23 protein-coding genes and 1 tRNA gene are annotated in these 22,868 nt (G+C 73.0%); 9 read left to right on the plus strand and 15 right to left on the minus strand.

Going from position 1 to position 22,868, the window contains the following annotated elements; genetic code table 11:
- Nucleotides 1-149 precede the first annotated feature (149 nt).
- Nucleotides 150-611, minus strand: a complete 462-nt coding sequence (locus AB0O36_RS17920; protein ID WP_365110842.1) for a GatB/YqeY domain-containing protein — start codon at nucleotides 609-611, stop codon at nucleotides 150-152.
- Nucleotides 612-687: 76 nt separating this feature from the next.
- Here AB0O36_RS17920 and AB0O36_RS17925 point away from each other — a divergent pair, with 76 nt between their 5' ends.
- The 3 genes from AB0O36_RS17925 (at nucleotide 688) to AB0O36_RS17935 (ending at nucleotide 2,865) form a co-directional block, all read left to right on the plus strand.
- Nucleotides 688-1,626, plus strand: a complete 939-nt coding sequence (locus AB0O36_RS17925; RefSeq protein WP_365110845.1) for a metallophosphoesterase — start codon at nucleotides 688-690, stop codon at nucleotides 1,624-1,626.
- 155 nt (nucleotides 1,627-1,781) lie between these two features.
- Nucleotides 1,782-1,855: transfer RNA gene (locus AB0O36_RS17930), tRNA-Pro, on the plus strand.
- Nucleotides 1,856-2,067: 212 nt separating this feature from the next.
- Nucleotides 2,068-2,865, plus strand: coding sequence for a DUF4118 domain-containing protein (locus tag AB0O36_RS17935; protein ID WP_365110848.1), 798 nt, complete (start codon nucleotides 2,068-2,070; stop codon nucleotides 2,863-2,865).
- 62 nt (nucleotides 2,866-2,927) lie between these two features.
- Here AB0O36_RS17935 and AB0O36_RS17940 read toward each other — a convergent pair whose 3' ends face one another.
- The 3 genes from AB0O36_RS17940 to AB0O36_RS17950 form a co-directional block, all read right to left on the minus strand.
- A complete protein-coding gene (locus AB0O36_RS17940) occupies nucleotides 2,928-3,509 on the minus strand; it encodes an HD domain-containing protein (RefSeq protein ID WP_365110850.1) in 582 nt (193 codons plus the stop codon).
- Nucleotides 3,510-3,550: 41 nt separating this feature from the next.
- On the minus strand, nucleotides 3,551-4,885 hold the full coding sequence (codA, locus tag AB0O36_RS17945; RefSeq protein ID WP_365111034.1) for a cytosine deaminase: 1,335 nt from the start codon (nucleotides 4,883-4,885) through the stop codon (nucleotides 3,551-3,553).
- 171 nt (nucleotides 4,886-5,056) lie between these two features.
- Nucleotides 5,057-5,230, minus strand: a complete 174-nt coding sequence (locus AB0O36_RS17950; RefSeq protein WP_365110853.1) for a hypothetical protein — start codon at nucleotides 5,228-5,230, stop codon at nucleotides 5,057-5,059.
- A 108-nt stretch (nucleotides 5,231-5,338) separates the two neighbouring features.
- Here AB0O36_RS17950 and AB0O36_RS17955 point away from each other — a divergent pair, with 108 nt between their 5' ends.
- Together AB0O36_RS17955 and AB0O36_RS17960 are read left to right on the plus strand one after the other, a co-directional pair.
- Nucleotides 5,339-7,129 carry a prolyl oligopeptidase family serine peptidase gene (locus AB0O36_RS17955; RefSeq protein WP_365110856.1) on the plus strand — a complete coding sequence of 597 codons (1,791 nt, stop codon included), beginning with the start codon at nucleotides 5,339-5,341 and terminating at the stop codon, nucleotides 7,127-7,129.
- Between the two features lie 88 nt (nucleotides 7,130-7,217).
- Complete coding sequence (locus AB0O36_RS17960) at nucleotides 7,218-8,129, plus strand: SURF1 family protein (RefSeq protein WP_365110859.1); 912 nt, start codon at nucleotides 7,218-7,220, stop codon at nucleotides 8,127-8,129.
- Here AB0O36_RS17960 and AB0O36_RS17965 read toward each other — a convergent pair.
- The 8 genes from AB0O36_RS17965 to AB0O36_RS18000 all read right to left on the minus strand — a co-directional run bounded on the left by AB0O36_RS17965 (nucleotide 8,113) and on the right by AB0O36_RS18000 (nucleotide 14,985).
- Nucleotides 8,113-9,162: a hypothetical protein gene (locus tag AB0O36_RS17965; protein WP_365110861.1), complete on the minus strand. Its 1,050-nt coding sequence runs from the start codon at nucleotides 9,160-9,162 to the stop codon at nucleotides 8,113-8,115. The two genes, AB0O36_RS17960 and AB0O36_RS17965, sit on opposite strands and share 17 nt — an antisense overlap.
- The gene (locus tag AB0O36_RS17970) at nucleotides 9,159-9,902 is read right to left on the minus strand and encodes a SigE family RNA polymerase sigma factor (RefSeq protein ID WP_365110864.1); all 744 of its coding nucleotides are present in this window, start codon (nucleotides 9,900-9,902) and stop codon (nucleotides 9,159-9,161) included. The genes AB0O36_RS17965 and AB0O36_RS17970 overlap by 4 nt, the downstream gene beginning before the upstream one ends.
- Before the next feature lie 168 nt (nucleotides 9,903-10,070).
- The gene (locus tag AB0O36_RS17975; protein ID WP_365110867.1) at nucleotides 10,071-11,144 is read right to left on the minus strand and encodes an aspartate-semialdehyde dehydrogenase; all 1,074 of its coding nucleotides are present in this window, start codon (nucleotides 11,142-11,144) and stop codon (nucleotides 10,071-10,073) included.
- Nucleotides 11,141-12,421 (minus strand): aspartate kinase, encoded by a 1,281-nt coding sequence (locus AB0O36_RS17980; RefSeq protein WP_365110870.1) that lies wholly within the window; start codon nucleotides 12,419-12,421, stop codon nucleotides 11,141-11,143. The genes AB0O36_RS17975 and AB0O36_RS17980 overlap by 4 nt, the downstream gene beginning before the upstream one ends.
- A 144-nt stretch (nucleotides 12,422-12,565) precedes the next feature.
- Nucleotides 12,566-13,120: a superoxide dismutase family protein gene (locus tag AB0O36_RS17985; protein ID WP_365110872.1), complete on the minus strand. Its 555-nt coding sequence runs from the start codon at nucleotides 13,118-13,120 to the stop codon at nucleotides 12,566-12,568.
- Nucleotides 13,121-13,256: 136 nt separating this feature from the next.
- Nucleotides 13,257-13,919 carry a DUF5063 domain-containing protein gene (locus AB0O36_RS17990; RefSeq protein ID WP_365110875.1) on the minus strand — a complete coding sequence of 221 codons (663 nt, stop codon included), beginning with the start codon at nucleotides 13,917-13,919 and terminating at the stop codon, nucleotides 13,257-13,259.
- Entirely contained in the window at nucleotides 13,912-14,511 is a 600-nt protein-coding gene (gene recR, locus AB0O36_RS17995; RefSeq protein ID WP_365110878.1) for a recombination mediator RecR, read from the minus strand. The genes AB0O36_RS17990 and recR overlap by 8 nt, the downstream gene beginning before the upstream one ends.
- A 129-nt stretch (nucleotides 14,512-14,640) precedes the next feature.
- A complete protein-coding gene (locus AB0O36_RS18000; protein WP_365110881.1) occupies nucleotides 14,641-14,985 on the minus strand; it encodes a YbaB/EbfC family nucleoid-associated protein in 345 nt (114 codons plus the stop codon).
- A 275-nt stretch (nucleotides 14,986-15,260) separates the two neighbouring features.
- Here AB0O36_RS18000 and AB0O36_RS18005 point away from each other — a divergent pair, with 275 nt between their 5' ends.
- Nucleotides 15,261-16,013: an SLATT domain-containing protein gene (locus AB0O36_RS18005; protein ID WP_365110884.1), complete on the plus strand. Its 753-nt coding sequence runs from the start codon at nucleotides 15,261-15,263 to the stop codon at nucleotides 16,011-16,013.
- Between the two features lie 133 nt (nucleotides 16,014-16,146).
- Here AB0O36_RS18005 and AB0O36_RS18010 read toward each other — a convergent pair whose 3' ends face one another.
- From AB0O36_RS18010 to AB0O36_RS18020, 3 genes are all read right to left on the minus strand, one after another.
- A complete protein-coding gene (locus tag AB0O36_RS18010; RefSeq protein ID WP_365110887.1) occupies nucleotides 16,147-16,797 on the minus strand; it encodes a hypothetical protein in 651 nt (216 codons plus the stop codon).
- Nucleotides 16,798-16,895: 98 nt separating this feature from the next.
- Nucleotides 16,896-17,660 carry a GntR family transcriptional regulator gene (locus tag AB0O36_RS18015; RefSeq protein WP_365110890.1) on the minus strand — a complete coding sequence of 255 codons (765 nt, stop codon included), beginning with the start codon at nucleotides 17,658-17,660 and terminating at the stop codon, nucleotides 16,896-16,898.
- Nucleotides 17,661-17,724: 64 nt separating this feature from the next.
- The gene (locus AB0O36_RS18020; RefSeq protein ID WP_365110893.1) at nucleotides 17,725-19,107 is read right to left on the minus strand and encodes an aspartate aminotransferase family protein; all 1,383 of its coding nucleotides are present in this window, start codon (nucleotides 19,105-19,107) and stop codon (nucleotides 17,725-17,727) included.
- 261 nt (nucleotides 19,108-19,368) lie between these two features.
- On the opposite strand from AB0O36_RS18020, the gene AB0O36_RS18025 reads away from it, so the two are divergent.
- From AB0O36_RS18025 to AB0O36_RS18035, 3 genes are all read left to right on the plus strand, one after another.
- Nucleotides 19,369-20,088, plus strand: a complete 720-nt coding sequence (locus AB0O36_RS18025; RefSeq protein ID WP_365110895.1) for a DJ-1/PfpI family protein — start codon at nucleotides 19,369-19,371, stop codon at nucleotides 20,086-20,088.
- Nucleotides 20,089-20,221: 133 nt separating this feature from the next.
- Nucleotides 20,222-20,779 (plus strand): MarR family transcriptional regulator, encoded by a 558-nt coding sequence (locus AB0O36_RS18030; RefSeq protein ID WP_365111037.1) that lies wholly within the window; start codon nucleotides 20,222-20,224, stop codon nucleotides 20,777-20,779.
- Between the two features lie 88 nt (nucleotides 20,780-20,867).
- On the plus strand, nucleotides 20,868-22,823 hold the full coding sequence (locus tag AB0O36_RS18035; RefSeq protein WP_365110898.1) for a serine/threonine-protein kinase: 1,956 nt from the start codon (nucleotides 20,868-20,870) through the stop codon (nucleotides 22,821-22,823).
- Nucleotides 22,824-22,868 lie beyond the last annotated feature (45 nt).

Genomic DNA, 22,868 nt, shown 5'->3' on the forward strand with positions numbered 1-22,868 from the left:
ATCTGGGGGGGTGGGGCACCTCTCGAAACCGTACCGGGGGCCGGCCGCCACCCACGGCCACCGGGTGTACACAACCCCGGGGGGGGTGGGGGGCTCCCGGCCGGTCGGCCGGGAGCCCCTCTCCCCATCTGTTCTGTTCTCTGTCCGGGTCAGGCGAGGAGCTGCTTGACCACGGCCGCGACCCGGCCGCCCTCGGCCAGCCCGGCCACCTTCGGGTTCACGATCTTCATGACGGCACCCATGGCCCGCGGCCCCTCGGCACCCGCCGCCTTCGCCTCCTCGACCGCCTGCGCCACGATCTCGTGCAGCTCGTCGTCGGTCAGCTGCTTCGGCAGGTACTCGTCCAGGACCCCGCCCTCGGCGATCTCCCGCTCGGACTGCTCGGTGCGGCCGCCCTGGGCGAAGGCCTCGGCGGCCTCGCGCCGCTTCTTCGCCTCCTTGGCGATCACCTTGAGCACCTCCTCGTCGGAGAGCTCGCGCGCGGTCTTGCCGGCAACCTCTTCCTTGGTGATCGCGGAGAGGGTGAGCCGGAGCGTGGACGAGCGCAGCTCGTCGCGCGCCTTGATGGCGGTCGTGAGGTCGTCCTGGAGCTTGGCCTTGAGCGTGGTCATGCCCCGAGTCTGCCAGGTGCGCCCGGGGTGTCGCCCACTCGTTTTACGCGTCCCCCTGGTCTGCGACGATGTGTGCATGCGTGCGCGTTACGGAGTTCCCCTGAAGGTGACCGCGGGTCTCGCCGCGGTCGGGGCAGCCGGTGTGGCCTACGCCGCCGGCTTCGAGGCCAGGTCCTTCCGACTGCGCCGGGTGACCGTGCCGGTGCTGCCGCGCGGCATGCGTCCTCTGCGGGTCCTGCAGGTCTCCGACATCCACATGGTCTGCGGGCAGCGCAAGAAGCGCGCCTGGCTGCAGTCGCTCGCGGGCCTGCGTCCGGACCTCGTGGTCAACACCGGCGACAACCTCTCGGACACCGAGGGGATCCCCGAGCTGCTCGACGCGCTCGGTCCGCTGATGGACTTCCCGGGCGTCTACGTCTTCGGCTCGAACGACTACTACGGCCCGCGGCTGCGGAACCCCGCCCGGTACCTCCTGGAGAAGGTGCAGGGCCGGCACGGGCTGAACGGCAACAAGCCGGTGGTCGGAGCCGTCCACAACCCGTGGGAGGACATGCGGGACGCCTTCGACGCGGCCGGCTGGCTGAACCTCACCAACACCCGGGGCCGGCTCAAGCTGCACGACCTCGAACTGGCCTTCACCGGCCTGGACGACCCGCACATCAAGCGGGACCGCTACGAGCAGGTGGCGGGCGGGCCGGAGCCGGACGCCGACTTCTCCATGGGCATCGTGCACGCGCCGTACCTGCGCTCGCTGGAGGCGTTCACCGCGGACGGCTACCCGCTGATCCTGGCCGGGCACACGCACGGCGGACAGCTGTGCGTCCCCTTCTACGGGGCCCTGGTCACCAACTGCGACCTGGACACCGACCGGGTGAAGGGCCTGTCCGCGCACGAGGCTAACGGCAACCGCGCCTACCTCCACGTCTCCGCCGGCTGCGGCACCAACCGCTTCACCCCGGTCCGCTTCGCCTGCCCGCCGGAGGCGACCCTCCTCACGCTCACCCCCCGCGCGTAGGCCCCGCCACCACGCCGGACGGATCCATCCGGGGCCGCCGCCCACCCGGCGGCCGCCCCGCGCCACCCCTTCGTGAAAACCGGATTTCGTCTCCGGGCGAGGGTCCGCTAGAGTAATCGATGTCGCCAGGGCAGCAAGTCCGCCGGGGCGGCGATCGGGGTGTAGCGCAGCTTGGCAGCGCGCTTCGTTCGGGACGAAGAGGTCGTGGGTTCAAATCCCGCCACCCCGACAGAGTAAGACCAGATCAGGGGCCTGATCCGAGAAATCGGATCAGGCCCCTGATTGGCGTTTTGGGCAGTACTGCGCAAGGTCCGGCGGCCGTTCGGGGCGCAGGGGGAGGCCGGTCTGGGCTCGCGGGGGTGGGTGGGGGCTGGGAGCGTGGGTGGGGGCGGGGTGTGATGCCGGGACGGGCGGAGCGCGCGTCCGGACGGGAGGCAGGCGATGTCCGGGAACCGACTGCGTGACCGAGTCGTGCTCGTGGCCGCCGTCGTGGTGCCCTTCCTGGTGGCCCTTCTGCTGGTGCCGTTCCGGGATGAGCTGTCGGCGACGAACGAGGCCCTGATCCTGGTCATCGCGGTGGTCGCGGTCGCGGCGCTCGGTACCCGGGCGGCCGGGGGGCTCGCCGCGCTGTCCGCGGCCGCCTGGTTCGACTTCTTCCTGACCCATCCGTACGAACAGTTCACCGTCGAGAACGGCGGCGAGCTGCAGACCGCCGTCCTGCTGCTGGTGACGGGCCTGATCGTCGGGCAGCTCGCGGTACGGGCGCGGACCCTGCAGGGCGAGGTGACCGCCGACCAGGCCGACCTGGCCCGGCTGGAGGGGACCGTACGGCTCTCCGAGGAGGGCACCGGGCCGGAGGAGCTGGTCGAGCACGTGCGCGGAGAGCTGGTGCAGCTGCTGGGGCTGCGGGGCTGCCGGTTCGAGCCCGTGCCGCATGCCGGGCACGGGCAGCCGGCGGTGCACCCGGCCGGGCGGCTGCCGCGGCTGGAGCACGGCGGGACCATCTGGCAGGGGCTCGGGACCGATGACGCCGAGTGCACCTACTGGCCCGACCGGTGGCCCGATGACGAGGTCGAGCTGCCCGTCACCGGCGGCGGCCACCCGTACGGCCGCTTCGTCCTCGAACCGGTCCCGGGCGCGCTGCCGCCGTTGCAGGCCAGGAGGGTGGCGGTCGCGCTGGTGGCACAGGTCGGGGCCGCGCTGCACGCCGTCCACGGGGTGGGAGCGGCGGAGGGCTGAGCTCTCCCCCTCCTGTTCCCCGTCCCTTCTTTGTTGCCTCGCCCTCGCTGCCCGGGCCCCGTTTACGCGTCCAGTGGATTGGACGCGATCCGGGCGGCCACGCCGCCGGTGACCAGTGCGGCCGCGGCGCAGGACGGCTTGCGGGCCGCCTGGTCGGTGACCAGGGAGAGGAAGCGGTCGCCGAAGCCGGCCCGCGGGTAGGCCTTCAGCAGCACCTCCCGGAAGCCCGGGTCGAACGCCTCGACCCGCAGCCCCGACACGTCGGCGCTGGTGCCGACCTGGAGCAGGTGGCTCTCGACGTCCTCGGCCGCCGTCACGTCGTCCCGCATGTGCAGGACGATCACCTCGGCGGCCCGCCGCCGTCGGGCGGGCGGCCATCCGAGACCGGCCGTCAGCACGTTGGCCAGGTGGCCGCCGGCCTCCTCGAAGGGGAGGGTGTGGGAGTCGAAGGGGGCGGTCAGGCCCAGGTCGTGCAGCAGGGCGGAGACGTAGAGGAGTTCCGCGTCGAAGGCCAGGCCGTGGTCGGCGGCGTACCGGGCGGCGAAGGCGTACGAGCGCACGGAGTGGTTCAGCAGGGCCTCGTCGGCGTACTCCGCGGCGATCTCGTGGGCGGCCTCCGCCGCGCGGCCCGCTACGTGCCACATGTCTGCTCCCCCTGTCGGTCCGGCCCCGAAGGATGATCACTTTACGGGCCGGGGTGCGGTGCCGTCCCGTGCCGTGACGCGCGCGTGAAGTCGACGTCGGCCGGTTCCTGGCCGGGCCAGGTCAGCCGGGTCGGCGTGGCGGGGGTCTGTGCGACCACCCGGCCCCGGGAGACCACGTAGCGGGGCCGGACCTGGCGGCGGACCGCCTCCGCGGGGGACGGGGCGGGCAGCAGCACGAAGTCGGCGGGGTTGCCGGGCCGGACGCCGTACTCCTCGGAGATGCCGAGCACCGCCGCGGCCCGGTCGGTGACCATCGCGAACGCCGTCGGGATCTCGTCGGCTCCGGTCAGCTGGGCGGCGTACAGCCCGACCAGGGCGGTCTGCAGCGGATTGCCGGTGCCCAGGGCGTTCCACGGGTCCATGACGTCGTCGTGTCCGAAGGCCACGTTCACCCCGGCCGCCAGCATCTCCTTCACCTGGGTCATGCCCCGGCGCTTGGGGTAGTCGTCGAAGCGCCCCTGCAGGTTGAGGTTGGCGAACGGGTTGGCCACCAGGTTGATGCCCGAGCGCGCCAGCAGCCGCTGGAGCTTGTAGCTGTACGCGCCGTTGTACGAGCCCATCGCCGTCGTGTGGGAGGCCGTGGCGCGGTCCCGGAGGCCGGAGCGCAGGGCCAGCGCGGCCAGTACCTCGACGAAACGGGACTGCTCGTCGTCGATCTCGTCGCAGTGCGCGTCGACCCGCAGTCCGTGTTCCGCGGCCAGTTCGAAGGCCAGGTGAAGCGAGGCCACCCCGTCCTCCCGGGTGTCCTCGAAGTGCGGGATCGCGCCGACCACGTCCGCGCCGCGGGCGACGGCCTCGCGCAGCAGCCGTTCGCCGCCCGGGTAGGAGATCACCCCCTCCTGCGGGAAGGCGACGATCTGCAGGGTCATCACGTCCCGGACGCGGTCCCGGACCTCGGTGAGCGCGTCCAGGGCCACGAGCCCCTCGTCGGTCACGTCGCAGTGCGTCCGGACGTGCAGCACGCCCTGCGCCGCCTGCCAGCGCAGCACCTCGGTGGCCCGGTCGGCCACGTCCCGGCGGGTCAGCGTGCGTTTGCGCTCGCTCCAGCAGGCGATGCCCTCCCAGAGGGTGCCCGAGGCGTTCCAGCGCGGCTCCCCGGCGGTCAGGGCGGTGTCCAGGTGGATGTGCGGCTCCACGAAGGGCGGGCTGAGCAGCGCGCCGTGCGCCTCGATCAGCGTGCCGGTGGCGGGCGGCTCCTTCTGATCGTCGTACGGGACCACGCGCGCGACGTGCCCGCCCTCCGCCACCTCCACGTCGACCAGGCCGGGCCCGACCCGGCCGTCCCCCTCGTACAGCCGCGCACCGCGGACGATCATCAGCACGCGCTCACCGCCGGGTCACTCACCCTCGGTCCGCTCACCCTCGGTCCGCTCACCTTCGGTCCGCTGCCGCTCGGTCCGCTCACGCTCGCTCCGCCTCCGTCCCCGGACAGACCCGGCCTGCGGCTTCCCGCTCGAAGCCGCAGGCCGGGCCACCTGTGCCGAAACTCAGCCGCGCTTGGCCTGAGCCTTCTGGTGCATGCCCCTCGTCTTCGCCGAGAGCGACTGCGCTACATCTTTGACCGCGGCCTTGGCACGTGCCTCGGCCGCCGTGTTCCTCGCCATTGCCTGCTCTGAATCATGGTGGCCGGTGGTGTTGCCGGTACGAGCCTTCTTGGCCATGATCGTTCCTCCTCGGAGGGCGCACCGCACCCGGCTCGGGGCCGGGGGGCGTACGGAGTCCACTCTCCCCCCGTTCGGCCGCGTCGGCATCCCGACAGAATGGAGGGCATGACCACCAACGACATGCCCGACTGGGAGAAGCGCTTCCGCGCTCCGCGCGTGGGCCTGCCCGAGTGGGCGGAGGACGCCCCGGACCGGTCGCTGTTCGTCTCGAACGCCACCGGCACCTACGAGCTCTACGCCTGGGACCGGGCCACCGGCACCCGTCGCCAGGCCACCGACCGGCCCAACGGCACCACCGACGGCACCCTCTCCCCCGACGGCGAGTGGATCTGGTGGTTCTCCGACACCGACGGCGACGAGTTCGGGACCTGGGTCCGGCAGCCCTTCGCCGGCGGACCGGACGAACCCGCCACGCCCGGCCTGGCGCCCTCCTACCCGGCCGGCCTGGCCATCGGCCGCGACGGGACCGCCGTCGTCGGCCGCTCCACCGACGAGGACGGCACCACCGTCCACATCGCCCGCACCGACGGCACGGCCCCGGTGGAGATCTACCGGCACCGCGAGTCGGCGGGCGTCGGCGACCTCTCCCACGACGGCACCCTGATCGCCCTCGAGCACACCGAGCACGGCGACGCCATGCACGCCTCCCTCCGCGTGGTCACCCTCGACGGCACCACCGTCGCGGAGCTCGACGACACCAAGGGCGGCGCCGAGGAGCTCGGCCTCGAAGTCCTCGGCTTCGCCCCGGTCGCCGGGGACACCCGGCTGCTCGTCGGCCACCAGCGGCGCGGCCGCTGGGAGCCGATGATCTGGGACGTGGCCACCGGCACCGAGACGGAGCTGGCGCTGGACCTGCCCGGCGACGTCGGGGCGCAGTGGTACCCGGACGGCAGCGCCCTGCTGGTCGAGCACGGGTACGAGGCGCGCAGCGAGCTGTGGCGGTTCGACCCGGTCACCCGCGAGCTGGTCCGCGTCGACACCCCGCCCGGCACCGTGTCGGCCGCGGGCGCCCGCCCCGACGGCACGGTCGAGTACCTGTGGTCCTCGGCCGCCGAGCCGTCCTCCGTACGGTCCACCGCGGGCGGCACCGTGCTGGACGCGCCGGGCATGACGGCGCCCGGCTCGGTGCCCGTCGAGGACGTGTGGGTGGAGGGGCCGGGCGGGCGGATCCATGCGCTCGCGCAGCGGCCGGTGGGGCACGGGGACGGCCCGTTCCCGACGGTCTTCGAGATCCACGGGGGGCCGGCCTGGCACGACAGCGACGCCTTCGGCGCCGCCCCGGCGGCCTGGCTCGACCACGGTTTCGCGGTGGTCCGGGTCAACTACCGGGGGTCCACGGGCTACGGCCGCGAATGGACCGACGCGCTCAAGCACCGGGTGGGCCTGATCGAGCTGGAGGACATCTCGGCGGTGCGCGCGTGGGCGGTGGCCTCCGGCCTCGCCGACCCGGCCCGGCTGGTGCTGTCGGGCGGCTCCTGGGGCGGCTACCTGACCCTGCTGGGGCTCGGCACGCAGCCCGGGGACTGGGCGGTCGGGCTGGCCGCCGTACCGGTGGCCGACTACGTGACGGCGTACCACGACGAGATGGAGGCGCTGAAGGCGCTCGACCGGACGCTGTTCGGCGGCACTCCGGAGGAGGTGCCGGACCGCTTCGCGGCCTCGTCGCCGCTGACGTACGTGGACGCGGTCCGCGTTCCCGTGCACATCGCGGCCGGGGTCAACGACCCGCGCTGCCCGATCCGGCAGATCGACAACTACGTCGACCGGCTGGCGGCGCGCGGGGCGGTGCACGAGGTGTACCGCTACGACGCGGGGCACGGCTCGCTGGTCGTGGAGGAGCGCATCAAGCAGGTCCGGATGGAGATCGACTTCGCCCTCCGGCACGTGGCGCCTTAGGGCGCGGGGGCACGGGCCCGGTTCCCGGGGCGGCGTGCGGGTCCGCCCCGGGGGTCGGGTGCCGGGGGTGGGCCCGTACGGTGGTGGGGTGCACCGGTTTCTGCTGACCCCGCGCTGGTGGGGGATCAACGTCTTCGCCGTCCTGGCGGTCCCCTTCTGCCTCTTCATGGGGACGTGGCAGCTCGGCCGGTTCGAGGACCGCGTCGACACGCACCGGGAGGCCACCTCCGAGCGGCCCGGCGCGGAGGCGGCGGCGCCGCTGGACTCGCTGCTCCCGGTGGACAAGAAGACCTCCGGACGGCTCGCGACCGTCTCCGGCGAGTACGCCGACCAGTTCCTGGTGCCCGAGCGCAGGCTGGACGGGAAGTCCGGTTTCTACGTGCTGACCCTGCTGCGGACCGACGGCGGCCGGACGCTGCCCGTGGTGCGCGGCTGGCTCCCGGGTGCGGCGGACGCCGGGCGGGCCCCCGCGCCGCCGGCCGGCCGGGTCGAGGTCACCGGCGCACTGCAGGCCCCGGAGAACGCTGGCACCGAGGGCGTGCACGCGTCCGGCGGTCTGCCCGCGGGGCAGCTCGGGGTGATCGGGGCGGCCTCCCTGGTGAACCTGGTGCCGTACGAGCTGTACGACGCCTGGGTGACGGTGCAGGCCGGCGCGGACGGCATGACGCCGGTCCCGGCCGTGGCCCCGTCCGACACCGGGCTGGACCTCAAGGCGTTCCAGAACCTCGGCTACACCGGCGAGTGGTTCGTCTTCTCCGCCTTCGTGCTGTTCATGTGGGTCCGGCTCTACCGCCGCGAGGTGGAGGCCATCCGCGACGCGGAGGCCGGCCTGGCCGTGCCCGCACCGGCCGCCCAGCCCGTACCGGCCGCCGAGACCCCCGAAGCCGAGACCCCCGAAGCCGGGACCTCGGAGGCCGAAACCTCGGAGGCCGGGACCTCGGCAGCCGGGACCCCCGAAGCCGCGGCCCCGGCCGGGGCCGCGGTCACGCGACCGGAATGACGCCCGTCCGGTAGACCGTCCCGGTGCCGCAGGCCGACGGGATCGTCGTCCGGGTCTCGGGCGCCCCCGGCTGTGCCGTGTGGGAGACCGCGAGGCCCCCACCGGTCTGTCCGTCCTGCGTGTCCGTGCCGGTGGCGCCTTCCGCGCCGGCGTCCGATCCCGTGCCCTCCGACCGGGACGAGTCGGGCGTCCCGCCGGGGCAGGGGTCCTCGTTGGGCACCCAGGCGAACTGCACCTCGTACGCCGTGTTCGGCGGGAGCATCAGCGACTCGGCCGACGAGGACGGCGGGGTCAGTCCGGACGCGGGGTCGTTGTCGGTGTGCCGCACCACGGGGACCGATCCCGGGCTTCCGGAGCCGGCCGTCACCGCGGTCACCACGCCCGACCCGGTCACCACGCAGCCCTGCGAGGACACGTTGGTGACGCGGAAGGAGCCGTACACCTTGCCGTCCGCGTCGGGCGTCTGGGTGTCCGCGACCGCTCCCAGCTGGTTCGCCCGGCAGGTCGGGGCCGGCGGAGCCGAGGCCGGCGGCACCGGGCGGGGCTTGGCCTTCCCGGAGGGCTTGCCCGCGGAGGGGTCGCCGCCGCCGGGCGCGGTGCCCGAGGTTCCGCTCTCCTGCGGGTGCGGGGCCTGACTGTCCTTGGGGTCGGGCTTGCCCGGCTCGGGGCTGCCCTTGCCCTTGCCCGGCGACTTCGAGGACTTGCCCTTGCCGCCGCCCGGCTTGGCGAGGTTCGGGTCGCCGTCGTCGTTCTCGCCGTCCGTGCCCTGCCCGTGGCCCGCGACGGTCTTGGTGCCCCGGCCGGCGTCCTGGCCGGACGTCAGCTGCAGCACGGTGGGGATGCCGGCGCCGGCCAGCACCACCGCGACCGCCGCCCCGATCAGCGCCCGGCGCTTGCGGGCCCGTCGGCGCGGGACGGCGTGGCGCAACCGGTCCAGCGCGTCCTCGGACGGCTCCAGACTGCTGACGGCCCCGTGGAAGAGGTCGCGCAGTTCGGCTTCCGCCGAGGTGCCGCGGTTGTTGGGTTCCGTCACGACTGGGCCTCCATCGCCACCCGCAGCGCGGCAATGCCCCGCGATCCGTACGCCTTCACCGAGCCCAGGGACAGGCCGAGCGTCTCGGCCACCTGGGCCTCCGTCATGTCCGCGAAGTACCGCAGCACCAGGACCTCGCGCTGCCGTCGCTGGATTCCGCGCATCGCCCTGATCAGGTCCTCGCGCTCCAGCTGGTCGTACGCCCCCTCCTCCGCGCTCGCCATGTTCGGCATCGGCTTGGAGAGCAGCTTGAGCCCGAGAATGCGTCGGCGCAGCGTGGAGCGCGAGAGGTTGACCACGGTCTGGCGGAGGTACGCCAGGGTCTTCTCCCGGTCGCGCACCCTGCTGCGGGCCGAGTGCACGCGGATGAACGCCTCCTGCACCACGTCCTCGCAGGACGCGGTGTCGTCGAGGAGGAGCGCGGCCAGGCCGAGCAGCGAGCGGTAGTGCGTCCGGTAGGTCTCCGTGAGGTGGTCGACCGTGGTGCCCGCGACGACGCCCGCGTCTGCGGGCGGGGCCGCCGCCTGGTCGGTGCTCCCGGAGCCGGGTGCGCCCGGGGCGCCCTCCCCGCTGTCCCTGGGGGACGGCACGCGGCCGTCGCGGGTGGTCGATGAGCCGGCCGTCTTATCGGGCACGATCACAGGGAACCCACCGGTTCCGGGGATGCGTGGGCGCCGGGGCGCCGGAACGATTCCGGTGCGCACCGGGACAACGGCGAAGTCGAGTAGTGCCTCTGCCACGCCAGTTGGACACGCGTCCCCCCGTCAGGGTTGTACGCGCGAGGCATACTCAACAGCAATTCCCCCATTGCCCTCATGCGTACCCGCTCTTCCCGATTGCCCCGTTTCTCCAGGCGGCAGTCGGCCATCACCTTGATCAAGGGATCGAGGATGATCCTACAAAGCGACTTACGCGAATTCACCCACGATCAGCTCCGCGATCTGAGCGGCATTCAGAGCAGCACCTTTGCGCAGATTGTCCGCGCAGACGAAGAACTCCAGCACGCAGGGATCGTCGAGCGCGGTCCGCACCCTCCCCACCCAGGCCGGATCGGTCCCCGCTGCGTCCACGGGGGTGGGGAACTCGCCCGCCGCGGGATCGTCGACGAGGACCACGCCCGGGGCGGTCTCCAGGACCTCGCGGGCGGCGGCCGCGGTCACCCGCTCCCCGAAGCGCGCCCGGACGGTCAGCGAATGCCCCGTCACCACGGGCACCTGGACACAGGTGACGGAGACCGGGAGCGAGGGCAGTCCCAGGATGCGGCGGGTCTCCGCGCGTACCGCGAGCTCGTGCGAGGACCAGCCGTCCTCCCGCAGCTCGCCCGACCACGGGACCACATTGAGGGCCAGCGGAGCCGCGAACGGCCCGGTGTCCTCCCCCACGGCCCGGCGTACGTCCCCGGTCGCCTCGCCGAGCCCCGTCCCCGCGACCAGCGACAGCTGGCGGCGCAGCGCCTCGGCGCCGACCCGCCCGGCGCCGCCCGCCGCCTGGTACGAGGAGACGGTCAGCCCGGTGAGGGAGTACGCGGTGTGCAGCGCGCCCACCGCGGCGATCATCGCGGCGGTGACGCAGTCGGGGCCCGCGACGATGCCGCGCGGTCGGGTCCGCACCGCGTGCGGGTTGACCTCCGGCACCACCAGGGGCACCTCGGGGTCCAGCCGGAACGCGGCGGAGGTGTCGACGGCGGTGGCGCCGCGCGCGGTCACCGCCGGGGCCCAGCGCGCGGAGACGTCCGCCGGGGTCAGGAAAACGACGACGTCGCCCCGCCCGATGCCGTCGAAGGCGTCATCGGACAGGGCGAGCACCTCGGTCTCCTCCCCGCGCACGGCCAGCATGCGGCCGGCCGAGCGCGAGGAGGCGATCAGGCGTATGGGGCCCCAGAGGTCCGCCCGGGTGGGCATGATCCGGAGCAAAACGGATCCGACGGCCCCGGTCGCCCCCACCACGGCGAGCGCCGGGCGGGAGGACCGGTCGGCGGTCATCGTCCGGTGCCTCCGTAGACGACGGCCTCGTCGCTGTCGGAGTCCAGGCCGAAGGCCGAGTGCACGGCGACGACGGCGGAGTTCACGTCGTCCTGGCGGGTGACCACCGAGATGCGGATCTCCGAGGTGGAGATCAGCTCGATGTTCACGCCCGCGTCGGACAGCGCCTGGAAGAAGGAGGCGGTGACGCCCGGGTTGGTCTTCATGCCCGCGCCGACCAGGGAGATCTTGCCGATCTGGTCGTCGTAGCGGAGCGAGTCGAAGCCGATCGCGGACTTCGCCTTCTCCAGCGCGTCGATGGCCTTGTGGCCCTCGGCCTTGGGGAGCGTGAAGGAGATGTCGGTCAGACCGGTCGCCGCGGCGGACACGTTCTGCACGATCATGTCGATGTTGATCTCGGCGTCAGCGATGGCGCGGAAGATCGCCGCGGCCTCGCCGGGCTTGTCCGGAACCCCGACGACCGTGATCTTGGCTTCGGAGACGTCGTGGGCGACTCCGGAGATGATGGCGTGCTCCACCTGCTCGTCCCCTTGCGACTCGGGCTTTTCGTTGCTGACCCAGGTGCCCGGCAGTCCCGAGAAGGACGAGCGGACGTGGATCGGGATGTTGTAGCGGCGCGCGTATTCCACGCAGCGGTGCAGCAGCACCTTGGAACCGGAGGCCGCCAGCTCCAGCATGTCCTCGGAGGAGATCCAGTCGATCTTCCGGGCCTTCTTCACCACGCGCGGGTCGGCGGTGAAGACGCCGTCGACGTCCGTGTAGATCTCGCAGACCTCGGCGTCCAGCGCTGCGGCGAGCGCCACGGCGGTGGTGTCGGAGCCGCCCCGGCCCAGGGTGGTGATGTCCTTGGAATCGGCGGACACGCCCTGGAAGCCGGCGACGATGGCGATGTTGCCCTCGTCCAGCGCGGTGCGGATACGGCCCGGCGTGACATCGATGATGCGCGCTTTGTTGTGGACCGAGTCGGTGATGACGCCTGCCTGGCTGCCGGTGAACGACTGGGCCTCGTGGCCCAGGTTTTTGATCGCCATGGCCAGCAGGGCCATGGAGATCCGCTCTCCGGCGGTCAGCAGCATGTCGAACTCACGCCCGGCAGGCATCGGGGATACCTGCTCGGCGAGATCGATCAGCTCGTCCGTCGTGTCGCCCATCGCAGACACCACGACGACCACCTGGTGGCCGTTCTTCTTGGCATCGACGATCCGCTTGGCGACGCGCTTGATGCCCTCGGCATCGGCTACGGAGGAGCCTCCGTACTTCTGCACGACAAGGCCCACGTGCGCTCCTCGCTCAGTCCATTACGTCCGCAGTCGGTACTGCGGTCGCGGGCCAGTCTAACGAGCGCCCGGCATCCGACCGCGGCGTACCACATCATGAGACGTCCCGTTCACCCGATGATCAGTCGGCGAGTCGCGGGGGAGCTATTCGAACGACACGTTGACGCAGGCGAGCCGGTCGCCGGCCTTGCCGGCCGTCCCGTGCCCGGCCTCGGTGGCGTGCTCGTGGATCACCACGGAACGGGCCTCGCCGGGCCGGAAGCGCCAGTCCACGGTGGCGGCGCTGCTGCCGTCGCCCTTGGCGTCCGTCCCGAAGTCCAGCCACACCTCGTTCCGCGGGTTGGCGTAGGCGGGGTCGGTGGAGGGCTGCTTCGGGTCCGCCTTGTCCTGGTAGTGCGGACCCGATGCGTCGGGGACGGCGCCGCAGGGCTTGCGGTGCACGTGCGCCCCGAAGGTCCGGTGCGCCTGCGCGCCCTGCACCTTCAGCTCGACCTGGGTCGCCCCGCCGTCGCCGACGTGCTCGATGACCGTGACCCGGGCGCCGGCCGGTACGGCCTTCGGGTCGAAGGTGACCGCCCGGTACGCGGCCTTGCCGTCGCCGGCCCGGAACTGCTCGTCCACCGTCACGTCCTGCACCACCCCGGCGAATGGGATGGCGGCTGCCAGCGGCAAGGCGAGCGCGGACAGGAGGAAAGACATGGTTCGCCCCTCTCACCGGGTCACCGGGGCTTTCGAGGATCTTCCCCCTCGTTCCACGCTAGCCAGGGACGTGCGGGAGCGCGCGGCGAGCCGCCCGCCGAGCGCCCGCTTCGGGATGCCCGCTTCAGGACGCTCGCTACAGGACGCCCGGCCCTCGGCGGCCGATGCCACCCAGCTCCTCGGCCATCACCCGGCCCGCCTGCTCGGCGAGGTCGTCCTCGGCCAGGTCCTCGTCCGTGTCCAGGCCGTGCAGTTCCTCCAGCGGCTGGTTCAGGCGTACGTGCGCCACCAGCGACTGGAGGGCGCGCAGGCAGGCGGAGGCGGTGGTGCCCCAGTTGGTGAAGTACGAGAACTGCCACCACCACAGCGCCTCGGTGGTGCGGCCCGCCCGGTAGTGGGCCAGGCCGTGCCGCAGGTCGGCGACCACGTCGGCGAGGTCGTCGGAGATACGGTGCGCCACCGGAGCCTTGCGCGGCTCGTACGGGTCGAACACCTCGGAGTACACGTCCACCGGGTCCAGCAGGTACGCGAACCGCTCCCGGAGCTCGTCCACGTCCGGCTCCGGGCCGAGGTCGGGCTCGTACCGCTCGTCGGGCAGCACGTCCTCGTACGCGCCCAGCCGTCCGCCCGCCAGCAGCAGCTGCGACACCTCCAGCAGCAGGAAGGGCACCGCGCTGTCCGGGTCCTCGCCCCTGGCCACCTCGGCGACCGCGACGATGAAGGACTCGATCTGATCGGCGATCTGGACGGCGAAGTCGTCCGGATCCTGTGCCAGGGCGTGCAGCGTTGCGTCAGACATCAAGAAGTCGCCTTCCTTCAAAGGCCCGCCCGAGCGTGACCTCGTCCGCGTACTCCAAGTCCCCTCCGACGGGGAGGCCGCTGGCCAGGCGGGTGACCTTGAGGCCCATCGGCTTGATCATCCGGGCGAGGTAGGTGGCGGTCGCCTCGCCCTCCAGGTTCGGGTCGGTGGCCAGGATCAGCTCGGTCACCGAGCCGTCCGCGAGCCGCGCGAGCAGCTCACGGATCCGCAGGTCGTCGGGGCCTACGCCCTCGATCGGGCTGATCGCCCCGCCCAGCACGTGGTACTTGCCCCGGAACTCGCGGGTCCGCTCGATCGCGACCACGTCCTTGGGCTCCTCCACCACGCAGATCACCGTGGCGTCGCGGCGCGGGTCGCGGCAGACCGCGCACCGCTCCTCCTGCGCCACGTTCCCGCACACCGCGCAGAACCGGACCTTCTCCTTGACCTCCAGCAGGGCGTGCGCCAGCCGGCGCACGTCCGTGGGCTCGGCCTGCAGGATGTGGAAGGCGATCCGCTGCGCGCTCTTGGGCCCGACGCCGGGCAGCCTGCCCAGCTCGTCGATCAGGTCCTGGACCACGCCTTCGTACAACGGACTGCCTTCTTCCTGAGTGGATCTGGGGATCTGGGGATCTGCGGATGAGTGGATCTGCCGGCTCTGCCGGATCTGCAAGATCCGGTGGATCGGATCGGCGGATCCGGTGGATCTGTCGGGGCGGGATCAGAACGGGAGGCCGGGGATGCCCGACCCGCCGCCGAGGCCCTGCGCCAGCGGACCCAGCTTCTGCTGCTGGAGCTGCTGCGCATTCTCGTTGGCCGCCTGGACCGCCGCCACCACCAGGTCGGCGAGCGTCTCCGTGTCCTCCGGGTCCACCGCCTTGGGGTCGATCACCAGGGCCCTCAGCTCGCCGGAACCGGTCACCGTGGCCCTGACCAGCCCGCCGCCGGACTGCCCCTCGACCTCGGCCGCCGCCAGAGCCTCTTGCGCCGCGGCAAGGTCCTGCTGCATCTTCTGGGCCTGCTGGAGCAGCTGCTGCATGTTGGGCTGGCCACCACCGGGGATCACGGTTCACTCCTGAGGTTCGCTGCGCGCTCGGTCAAAGCGTTTGGTCAAACCGAGCCTACGGCTTCCCCGGCCCCCGCGCCCTACACCGTGAGGACCAACTCTTTCGAGTGAGAGACACTGCCCGCGGGTACCTGATCAAGACCTCCTTGCGGGCGGAAATCCCGGGAATCGTTGCCCACGGCCCGCCATTCGGCGGTAGGAAGAGCATGGACGAGCATGCGCACCATTGCGCACACGCGCACCACCACAGTCAGCGCAGGCAGAGGGAGTGCCGGGTGAGCCAGCCGGAGATGCAGCCCGAGGGGCCACCCCGGGATCCCCGGGAGGAAGGCAGCAGCGGGGCGAAGGCGGCGGGCGATCTGACCGGCCGGCCGTTCCCCCTCGGGGACTGGGGCGAGCCCGCGGAGCGGCTGGACGAGCTCTACCGGCGGGTGGAGGCCGATGCGCTGCGCACCGCGGAGTGGTACCTGTCCGACCGCGCGTGGAAGCGGCGCGGGGCCCGGCTGCTGCGTGCCGGGGCCGCCCTCGGCGCGGTCGCGGGCGCCTCGATGCCGCTGCTGGAACTGACCGGCTCGGCGCCCGGCGCGTCGGTGTACGGATACCTTTCCCTTCTGCTCGCGGGGGCCGCTCTGGCCTGCGACCGGTTCTTCGGGCTGACCTCCGGGTGGATGCGGGACGTGGCCACGGCACAGGCGGTGCAGCGCCGGCTGCAGACCCTGCAGTTCGACTGGGCCTCGGAGAACGTGCGGGAGGTGCTCGGCCCGACCGAGGGGACCGCGAGCGAGGCCGCCGAGCGGTGCCTGACCGTGCTGCGGCGGTTCTCGGAGGACATCAGCGACCTGGTGCGGTCCGAGACGGCCGACTGGATGGTCGAGTTCCGTTCCGGACCGACGCCGCTGATGATGCAGTCCCTGCCGGGTGCCGCCCCGCGCCTCCCGGAGCAGGGCGGGCACCCGGGCCGTTTCCCGCTGCCGCCGGGGACCCGGCCCAACATGCCGAGACAGCGCCCGCCGGAGCAGCCCCGCTGAACCGCGGCTCCGGCTTCGGCTCCGGCTCCGCGGCCCGGGTACTCGTACGACTCCGCGACCCGGGTGCCCGTACGGCTCCGCGACCGGAGTACCCGTACGGCTCAGGGACCCGGTCGCCCGTACCGGGCCGCCGTCAGCTGAAGATGATCATCGAGCCTTGCCCCAGGCTCCGGGTGGCCGCGGCGTGCAGTCCCAGCCACACGTGCCGCTCGCGCGCGAAGGGGCTGTCGTCGTACGGGATCGGGCCCGCGGACTCCTCCAGCGAGGTCGCCCGTCCCGGCGGGGCGGGGGCCGCCGGCGGATTGGCCGGATCGATGCCGATGGCCGGGGCCACGAAGGCCAGCTCCCGCAGCAGGCCCTGGGCCGAGCCCAGCGGCCCTCCTCCGGCCAGCAGCTCCTCGTTGGCCAGCGGAGCCGCGAAGTCCACCGGTACGTAGGCGCCGGCGTGGTCGTAGTGCCAGACCAGGTGGGACGCCTGGGCCGTGGCCTCGAACATTTCCAGGAGCTGTTCGTAGTCGCCGCCGAGCTCGTCCACCGGGGTCACCGGCAGCCCGCAGATCTGCAGCAGGTAGGCCCGGCGCAGGAAGTGCAGGGCGTCGTAGTCGAAGCCGGCGACCGGGGCCACGTCCCCGGACAGGCCCGGCATGTAGGCGAAGACCGGCACGGACGGCAGCCCGGCTTCGCCGAGCGCCTTGTCGTAGGCGGCGATCTCTTCCGCGAAGGGGTTGTCGGGGCTGTGGCACAGCACGTCGACAAGGGGAACGAGCCACAGGTCACAGGCCACGCGGGCTCCGATCGGTCGTCGAGTCAGCCGTTCCGCTGGTCGGGCCAGCGTAGTGCGCCGGACACGCTCCGCGAAGGGGTCGGCAGTACCCGTTCGGCTCAGGCCTCGGGCCGGACGCCGGACCGGACTCCCCGCCCGGCCCCCGGCCGGACCTTCGGACCGGACCCCGGACCGGACCCCGGAACCGCCCCGGCGTCCTGGAGCTGCGCGGCCCAGTCCAGGCCGCTCTGGTTGTACTCCTGGACCAGCAGGCGCGCCGCCTCCGCGTCGCCCCGGGTCACCGCGTCCAGCAGCCGGGTGTGCCCGTACCACAGCCGGGTCCGCAGCTGCGGTTCCCGTTGCAGGTGGGGAACGGCGAAGACCCAGCACTGCACCCGGATCCGGTGCAGGAACTCACTGATGTAGACGTTGCCGAGGAGCTCGCCCAGCTCCCGCCAGAACCGCAGGTCGTAGCCGATCAGGACCTCCAGCGAGCCGCTCTCCGCGGCCCGCTGCGCCTCTTCGGCCCGGCGGCGCACGGAGACCAGCCGTTCGCCGCAGCCCGGACCCGTGCCCCGTTCGACCAGCAGCCGGAAGATCCCGTCCGCGACGAGCTTGCGCGCCTCGATCATTCCGCGGAAGTCCTCGACGGTGAACACCTTCACCCGGAAGCCGCGGTGTTCGACCGATTCGAGCAGCCCCTGGGCGGAGAGGTCCACCAGCGCCTCGCGCACCGGGGTCGCGGAGACCTCGTACTGCTCGGCGATCTGCTTGACCGTGAACTCCCTGCCCGCGGGCAGGCGTCCCGCCAGCACCTCGTCGCGCAGCGCGTCCGCGATCTGCCGGCGAAGGGTGTTGCGGGTGACAGCTCCGCTGCCTGGCATGGGGTCCGTCTCCTTTGCAGTGTCCGGGACACCTTAGGCCAGGCAGCGGGGGGCCGCGCGGGGGCTAGGCGGAGGTGGTGTGCCGGTCGGCGACCGTGAGCGCCTCGTCCAGCAGGGCCAGGCCCTCCTTCGCCTCGGTCTCCGAGATGTTGCAGGCCGGCACGACGTGCGTCCGGTTCATGTTGACGAAGGGCCACAGGCCGGACTTCTTGCAGGCGGCGGCGAACTCGGCCATGGGCGCGTTGTCGGCGCCGGCCGCGTTGTACGGGACGAGCGGCTCGCGCGTCTCCCTGTCCCGTACGAGCTCCACCGCCCAGAAGGTGCCCAGTCCGCGGACCTCGCCCACCGACGGGTGGCGCTCGGCGAGTTCGGCGAGGCCGGGGCCGATGACGTTCTCGCCGAGGTGGGCGGCGTGCTCGACGACGCCCTCCTCGGCCATGGTGGTCAGGGTGGCCACGGCGGCCGCGCAGGCCAGCGGGTGCCCGGAGTAGGTCAGGCCGCCGGGGTAGGGGCGGGTGGCGAAGGTCTCGGCGATGGCGGGCGAGATGGCGACGCCGCCGAGCGGCACGTAACCGCTGTTGACGCCCTTGGCGAAGGTGATGAGGTCCGGGGTGACGTCCCAGTGCTCGGCGGCGAACCACGCGCCGGTGCGGCCGAAGCCGGCCATGACCTCGTCGAGGATGAAGACGATCCCGTAGCGGTCGCAGAGCTCGCGCACGCCCGCGAGGTAGCCGGCCGGCGGGACCATGATCCCGGCGGTGCCGGGCACGGTCTCCAGGATGATCGCGGCGATGGACTGCGGGCCCTCGAAGGCGATGGTGTCGGCGAGGTGCGCCAGGGCGCGCTCGCACTCCTCGGCCTCGGTGGTGGCGTGGAAGGGCGAGCGGTAGAGGAACGGGCCCCAGAAGTGCACGACCCCGGCGGAGGCGGTGTCGGAGGGCCAGCGGCGCGGGTCGCCGGTGAGGTTGATGGCGGCGGCGGTGGCGCCGTGGTACGAGCGGTAGGTGCTGAGCACCTTGGTGCGGCCGGTGTGCAGACGGGCCATGCGGACGGCGTTCTCGACGGCCTCGGCGCCGCCGTTGGTGAAGAAGATCTTGTCGAGGTCGCCGGGGGTGCGCTCGGCGATCAGCCGGGCCGCCTCGGAGCGGACGTCCACGGCGAAGCCGGGCGCGAGCGTGCAGAGCTTCGCGGCCTGCTCCTGGATCGCGGCGACGACCTTCGGGTGCTGGTGGCCGATGTTGGTGTTGACCAGCTGCGAGGAGAAGTCCAGGAAGCGGTTTCCGTCGTAGTCCCAGAAGTACGACCCCTCCGCCCCGGCGACGGCGAGCGGGTCGATGAGGGCCTGGGCGGACCAGGAGTGGAAGACGTGCGCGCGGTCGGCGGCTTTGACGGCGGCGCCGACGGCGGCGGCATCGGCGGCGGGGGCGGGCTGCGGGTGAGGGGTCATGGAGGGAGGCTAGAAGTGCGCAGGTGGGAGGCGGTATCGGCGCCTTGTATGGAGGTGGCGGCCGGGCCTCGACGGTCTGTCCGGCCGGAATCGGCGGCAGCCTTCACGGCAGAGAAACGATTGACAGCATGCTGACAACATGACAGCCTGTTGTCATACGGAGATGGCGCGAGCGGGATGAGCCGCACGAGCCGGAACCAGCCGCATGAGCCGCATGAGCCGGAACCGGCCGGATGAGCCGGAACGATGGAGGCGAGCAGGATGACCAACCGCACGCACACCAGCAGCGACCCGAGCACCAGCAGCACCAGCACCAGCACCAGCACCGAGGCGAGCCCCGGCAAGGACCCGAACGCCGGCGGCGCCCCGCGCAAGCCCGTGCACGTCGCGGTGTACGACACGTACGCCGACTGGGAGACCGGTCACACCACGGCCCATCTGACCCAGCGCGGCTGGGAGATCCGTACGGTCGCGCTCGACGCGGAGAAGCCGGTGGTGACCATGGGCGGACTCCGTGTCCAGCCCGACTCCGCGCTGGACACCCTGGACCCGGCGGACTCCTCCCTGCTGATCCTCACGGGCGCGGGCCTGTGGGACCAGGGTGACGCGCTGGCCCCGTTCGCGGCCAAGGCCCGCGAGTTCCTCGCCGCGGGCGTCCCGGTGGCGGCCATCTGCGGAGCGACAGCCGGGCTGGCCCGCGAGGGCCTGCTGGACGACCGTACGCACACCGGCGCGGCCTCCTTCTACCTGGCGGAGACCGGCTACGCGGGCGGTGCCCGGTACGTCGAGGCCGACGCGGTGACCGACGGCGACCTGATCACGGCGGGGCCGACGGAGCCGGTGGCCTTCGCCCGCGAGGTGTTCGCCCGGCTGGGCGCGTACGGGCCGGAGGTCCGCGACGCCTGGTACCGGCTCTTCCACGACTCGGACGCGAGCGCGTTTCCGGTGCTGATGGCTGCGGCGGAGAACGGCGAAGCCTGAGATGTCCGATGTGGCTGAGGGTGCCGAAGGGGCCGAAGGGGCCGAGGGGGCCGAGGGGAGCGGCGCGTCCGGGAAGTCGGGGGAGTCTGGGGAGTCGGGAGAGTCTGGGGAGTCGGGGCGGTACCGGCAGGAGCTGCTCAGCCGTACGGCACTCGGAGTCTTCCGGCTGAACGGCCGGTTCCTCGCCGTCTCGGAGGAGCTGGCCCGCCCGGCCGGGCTGACGGCGGCCTGGTGGCAGGTCCTGGGCGCGGTGCTGCACGGGCCGCTCACGGTCGCCGGGATCGCCCGCGAGATGGGCATCACCCGGCAGAGCGTGCAGCGGATCGCGGACCTGCTGGCCGAGCGGGGACTCGCCGAGTACGTCGCCAACCCGGCGCACCGGCGCGCCAAACTGCTCCGGCCCACGGAGGCCGGCCGGGCCGCCGTGGAACGCATCGGGCCGGGGCACGCCGCGCTGGCGGCCCGGCTGGCCGCGGAACTCGGGGAGGAGGGTCTCGCCGAGACGGTCCGGGTGCTGGAACGGCTGTCCCGGGCCATGGACACGCTCTCGGCGGCACCGGACGCGTCCCCGGGCTCGGCTCCGGACCTGGCCCCTCACTCGGCTCCGGAAGCGGCTCCGGCGGCGGCCGAAGTGGCTCCGGCGGGACCCGGCACGGCTCCGGCGGCGGCCCCCGGAGACAACCGGAATTGAACCGTCATCGTCCCTCCCGCTGCGGGCCGGCGGAACGGCCGACTATTCTCGGCCTGTTCGGCCAGCCCAGGGGGAGGGACACACGGCCATGGAGCAACTGCATCCGGGGGACCCACAACGCATCGGTCCGTACCGCCTGCTGTCCCGGCTCGGTGCCGGCGGCATGGGGCAGGTCTACCTGGCGCGGTCCGACCGCGGCCGGACCGTCGCGGTCAAGCTGGTGCACCACGAACTCGCCCGGCGCGAGGAGTTCCGCCGCCGCTTCCGCCAGGAGGTCTCCGCGGCCCGGCGCGTCGGCGGCGAATGGACCGCACCCGTGCTCGACGCCGACACCGAGGCCGACACGCCCTGGCTGGCCACCGGTTACGTCGCGGGCACCAGTCTCCGCCAGGTCGTCGCCCGGGACTTCGGTCCGCTGCCCACCCGGTCCGTGCGGATCCTCGCCGCCGGACTCGCGTACGCCCTGCAGGACATCCACGCGGCCGGGCTGATCCACCGCGACCTCAAGCCGTCCAACGTGATGATCACCATCGACGGGCCGCGGGTCATCGACTTCGGCATCGCGCGCGCCCTGGAGGACGGCGGAGCCACGGACGGCGGGCTGACCCGTACCGGCGAACTCGTCGGCTCCCCCGGCTTCATGGCGCCCGAGCAGCTCCGCGGCGAGGCCGTCACCCCTGCGTGTGACGTCTTCTGCCTCGGGGCGGTGCTCACCTACGCGGCGACCGGCGCGCTGCCGTTCGGCGACACGGAGGCCGCGGGCGGGATCGCCCCGCTGTTCCTGCGGATCACCGAAGCGGAACCGGATCTGAGCGCCGTCCCGGAGGAACTCCGCGAGATCATCGCCGACTGCCTCCACAAGGTTCCGGCGGACCGGCCCAGCCCGGCGGAGGTGCTGGCCCGGGTCGGCGCCGGCGACACCGTCGCCGACGGCAAGGCCCTGGAACCGTGGCTTCCGGGCGCCTTGGTGGCCCAGCTCGGGCGGCACGCCGTGGAGCTGCTGGGGCGGGAGGACGCGGGTCCGGACCCGGCTGGTGCTGCCTGGACGGCGGGTGTTGCGGGGGCGGCAGGGGCCGGCGGGACGGCTGGTGCCGGCACGGCAGGTGCCGGGGCGACGGATCCCGCCACGGCAGGGACCGTAGCGGCCGGGCAGGCGGCCGCCGGGCAGGCGGCCGCCGGGCACCCGGGGCAGGCCGACCGGCCGCGCCAGGACCCGCCGACGCTGGCCGCACCGCCCTCCATGGCCGGGGGAGGCTTCCCGTCGGGTCCCGCCGCGGCCGCCGGGCCGCCGCCCGCACTGCCCCCGGCGGTGTACCCGAGTTACGGCCCTGCGCCGAGCTACGGTCCCGCGGTGGCGGGTCCGCCGGCGTACTACCCCGCTCCCCCGCCACCGCCGCCGGCCTCGCGCTCCCGTGCCGCCTCCACCGCCTTCCTGGTGGCCGTCGCCACCGTGGTGGCGGTGGCCGCGGGCGCCACCGTGTACACCGTGATGAACGCCAAGGGGGACACGACGGCCGGGCCGAGCTCGTCCCCCGGTGCCGGTACGACCGCTCCGGACCGGCCGACGGGTTCCTCGGGGACCCCGGGGAACGCGGACTCCGGCGGCTCCTCCGGCTCCACGGGGGCCCAGGGGTCGTCCGGGTCCTCGGGGGCGTCCGGGTCCTCCGGAACCTCGGGAACCGCTCCGGGCGGCAACACGGCGGGCCCCTCCACCCCGGCGGCCACCCCCGGGGGCGTTCCGGCCGGCTACCTCGGGACCTGGACGACGCAGTCCGGTTCCTGGTCCTGGAAGCTGACGCTCTCCGAGGGCAAGGTCGGCGATCCCGTGATGCGCGTGGAACTGCGCACACCCGACTACGAATGCGGCTGGTCGGGAACCCTGCAGGCGGCCGGGCCGCCCGTGGAGATCAGCCCGTCGGCCCTCACGTACGGCCCGTCCCCCTGCGCACCGGGCAACTGGAGTCGCCTCACCCTGCAGGCCGACGGCAGTCTCGTGCGCGAACTGGTGGGCAGCGGCGGCACGCCCTTGACCTACCGCCGGTGAACGCATGTCGAACCCTCTCAGGTAGCCCACGTCATACCTGAGAGC

It is taken from the genome of Streptomyces sp. NPDC089799 (genome assembly GCF_040684755.1).
GTDB lineage: Bacteria > Actinomycetota > Actinomycetes > Streptomycetales > Streptomycetaceae > Streptomyces.

What these genes read in the sequence shown, in the direction of transcription:
- AB0O36_RS18035 (WP_365110898.1), top strand. Translation starts at nt 20,868, where the DNA reads ATGGAGCAACTGCATCCGGGGGACCCACAACGCATCGGTCCGTACCGC.
- AB0O36_RS17985 (WP_365110872.1), bottom strand. Translation starts at nt 13,120, where the DNA reads ATGTCTTTCCTCCTGTCCGCGCTCGCCTTGCCGCTGGCAGCCGCCATC.
- AB0O36_RS17935 (WP_365110848.1), top strand. Translation starts at nt 2,068, where the DNA reads ATGTCCGGGAACCGACTGCGTGACCGAGTCGTGCTCGTGGCCGCCGTC.
- codA (WP_365111034.1), bottom strand. Translation starts at nt 4,885, where the DNA reads ATGATCGTCCGCGGTGCGCGGCTGTACGAGGGGGACGGCCGGGTCGGG.
- AB0O36_RS17940 (WP_365110850.1), bottom strand. Translation starts at nt 3,509, where the DNA reads ATGTGGCACGTAGCGGGCCGCGCGGCGGAGGCCGCCCACGAGATCGCC.
- AB0O36_RS17975 (WP_365110867.1), bottom strand. Translation starts at nt 11,144, where the DNA reads ATGACCGCCGACCGGTCCTCCCGCCCGGCGCTCGCCGTGGTGGGGGCG.
- AB0O36_RS17990 (WP_365110875.1), bottom strand. Translation starts at nt 13,919, where the DNA reads ATGTCTGACGCAACGCTGCACGCCCTGGCACAGGATCCGGACGACTTC.
- AB0O36_RS17920 (WP_365110842.1), bottom strand. Translation starts at nt 611, where the DNA reads ATGACCACGCTCAAGGCCAAGCTCCAGGACGACCTCACGACCGCCATC.
- AB0O36_RS17955 (WP_365110856.1), top strand. Translation starts at nt 5,339, where the DNA reads ATGACCACCAACGACATGCCCGACTGGGAGAAGCGCTTCCGCGCTCCG.
- AB0O36_RS18015 (WP_365110890.1), bottom strand. Translation starts at nt 17,660, where the DNA reads ATGCCAGGCAGCGGAGCTGTCACCCGCAACACCCTTCGCCGGCAGATC.
- AB0O36_RS18025 (WP_365110895.1), top strand. Translation starts at nt 19,369, where the DNA reads ATGACCAACCGCACGCACACCAGCAGCGACCCGAGCACCAGCAGCACC.
- AB0O36_RS18020 (WP_365110893.1), bottom strand. Translation starts at nt 19,107, where the DNA reads ATGACCCCTCACCCGCAGCCCGCCCCCGCCGCCGATGCCGCCGCCGTC.
- AB0O36_RS17925 (WP_365110845.1), top strand. Translation starts at nt 688, where the DNA reads ATGCGTGCGCGTTACGGAGTTCCCCTGAAGGTGACCGCGGGTCTCGCC.
- AB0O36_RS17950 (WP_365110853.1), bottom strand. Translation starts at nt 5,230, where the DNA reads ATGGCCAAGAAGGCTCGTACCGGCAACACCACCGGCCACCATGATTCA.